Below are 1,150 nucleotides of genomic sequence, written 5' to 3'. Positions count from 1 at the left end.
TTGGCGGTGCCGATGGATGCCGGCCCGGGGCGGATGCTCATGGACACCGTGCGCTTCGTCACCGCGCGCCTGGATGCCGATCCCGCGGCCGCCGCCAATCCCCTGGTGGCGGCTCAGCTGCGCCAGATGCTGCTCTCCGCGCTGGTCTGCGGCCAGGCCGGCGACGTCGCCAGCCGCCTGCTCGTGCCGGAGCAGGGTGCGTGCCCGCGCTACGTCCGCCGCGCCGAGGAGTACATCGAGGCGCATGCCGCCGAGGCGCTGCCCCTGGAGGACGTCGCCCGCGCCTGCGCGGTGAGCGCCCGGGCGCTGCAACAGGGCTTCCGCAGTCACCGCGGCTGTACCCCGATGGGCTTCCTGCGCGAGGTGCGTCTGCGGCGCGTGCATGCCGCCCTTGCGGATGCCGACCCGGACGATCCGCCGCGGGTCGGCGAGGTCGCCCTGGCCTGGGGCTTCGCCCACTTCGGCCGCTTCGCCGCCCGCTACCGCGAGCGCTTCGGCGAGCCGCCGTCCCAGACCCTCGCCCGCGCTCGTCGCTGAGGCGGCGAAACCGTGGCCCGGGCGTCACCGTGGCTGGGTCATTTCCGGTATGATGGCGCGCTTTCCGGGACAGCATCCGATCGGGAGAGGCTATGCGCATCACCATCTTCGGCACCGGCTACGTGGGTCTGGTCACCGGCGCGTGCTTCGCGGAGGTGGGCAACCACGTCGTCTGCGTGGACGTCGACGCCGCCAAGGTCGACCGGCTCAACGCCGGCGAGGTGCCCATCTACGAGCCCGGTCTGGAGACCCTGGTGACGCGCAACCGCGCCGCCGGGCGGCTGGAGTTCACCACCGACGCCGAGCGCGGCGTGCACCACGGCAGCTTCCAGTTCATCGCCGTGGGCACGCCGTCCGACGAGGACGGCTCCGCGGACCTGCAGTACGTGCTCTCCGTGGCCCGGACCATCGCCGGGCACATGAACGGGCACCGGGTCATCGTCGACAAGTCCACGGTGCCGGTGGGCACCGCGGACCGTGTGCGCGAGGCGGTCTCCACGGTGCTCGCCGAGCGCGGCGAGGAGATCGGCTTCGACGTGGTCTCCAACCCGGAATTCCTCAAGGAGGGCGCCGCGGTGGAGGACTTCATGAAGCCCGACCGGGTGATCGTCGG

General features: G+C 72.5%; 2 protein-coding genes. Both read left to right on the top strand.

Going from position 1 to position 1,150, the window contains the following annotated elements; translation table 11 throughout:
* On the top strand, nt 1-537 hold a 537-nt coding region (locus G7A99_RS03885), incomplete at its 5' end, for a helix-turn-helix transcriptional regulator (protein ID WP_205599722.1).
* 92 nt (nt 538-629) lie between these two features.
* The coding region (locus G7A99_RS25170) for a nucleotide sugar dehydrogenase (protein ID WP_240466086.1) at nt 630-1,150 on the top strand (521 nt) is incomplete at its 3' end.

This window comes from Arhodomonas sp. KWT, from assembly GCF_010993615.1.
Note: the sequence above shows the minus strand (reverse complement) of the source record. Positions and strands in the feature narration are given on the sequence as shown.